The organism is Yeosuana marina, assembly GCF_011762485.1.
Lineage (GTDB): Bacteria > Bacteroidota > Bacteroidia > Flavobacteriales > Flavobacteriaceae > Yeosuana > Yeosuana marina.
Genome location: NZ_JAAKGI010000010.1, coordinates 1 through 1,273 on the forward strand (window position 1 = coordinate 1; position 1,273 = coordinate 1,273).

A 1,273-nucleotide genomic window follows, 5' to 3' on the forward strand; every position below is an offset into this window, starting at 1 on the left:
ATCCGATTTAGAGTTAACTAAGGGTATAAGTGTGGCAAGTAGTTCAACACCAAATGTGGGTGACACGGTAACCTTTGAAGTTGTATTGACCAATAACGGGCCAGATACAGCAACCAATGTAACGGTAGAAGATATTGTTCCAATAGGTTATACGATAACTGGTGGCACCATAAACAATGGGGGCGTACAAACAGGGAACCAAATCGATTGGACTATAGCGAGTATTGCCAACGGTGCATCGGTAACGTTGAGTTACGATGTAGTAGTCAATGCACCAACAGGATCATTAGGAGAGTATAGTAACGTAGCTCAGGTTACAGGCAGCGATCAGCATGATCCAGACAGTACTCCGGATAACGATGATGGTGACCAGAGTGAGGATGATGAAGACAACTTTATAATTACACCACAGACCTCAGATTTATCGATAGAGAAGATTGTAAGTGATACGACGCCAAATGTAGGTGATATAGTAACCTTTACGATATTAATAAGTAATGATGGTGCTGTAACCGCTACAGGCGTATCGGTACAAGATGTTGTACCAGGTGGATATAGTGGTATTACCAATATATCAGGCGGCGGGGTTTTATCAGGCGGAGATACTATAGATTGGACAGGAATAACAGTTCCATTAGGAATAGATACGGTTATATTAACCTTTGATGCTACGGTAGATGCACCGACAGGGACATCCAATGAGTATGTCAATGGCGTAGAGATAACAGCAAGTGATCAATATGATCCAGACAGTGATCCAACGACAGATGATACAATAGATGATAATGGAGATGGCATAAAAGATGATGATGAAGATACAGCTGAAGTAGTCATCCAACAATCGGATTTAAGTATAGTTAAGAGTATAGATAATACAGTTCCAAATGTAGGAGATACAGTAACCTTTACGTTAGTGATAACCAATGCAGGACCAGATGTAGCTACAGGAGTATCAGTAGAAGATATCTTACCACTAGGCTTTACCTTAACGGCGGTAAACAATGGCGGTACACAAACTGGCAATACGGCGACATGGACAGGCTTGACAGTAGCGGCAAACAATGGTACGGTTACCCTTAGCTATGAGGCTACGGTCAATGCACCAACGGGAGCAGCAGGAGAGTACACAAACTCCGCCCAGATAACGGCAAGTGACCAGTATGATCCAGACAGTGATCCAACGACAGATGATACCGTAGATGAAGATGGCGATGGTAATGGCGATGATGACGATGAGGACACCATCACAATCATGCCAGCACAGGCAGATTTA

The 1,273-nt window shown here is 43.0% G+C and carries 1 pseudogene; it reads left to right on the plus strand.

Features of this window, described 5'->3' with window-relative positions:
* Positions 1-1,273: pseudogene (locus G5V56_RS11365) on the plus strand (DUF11 domain-containing protein); the annotation flags it as partial.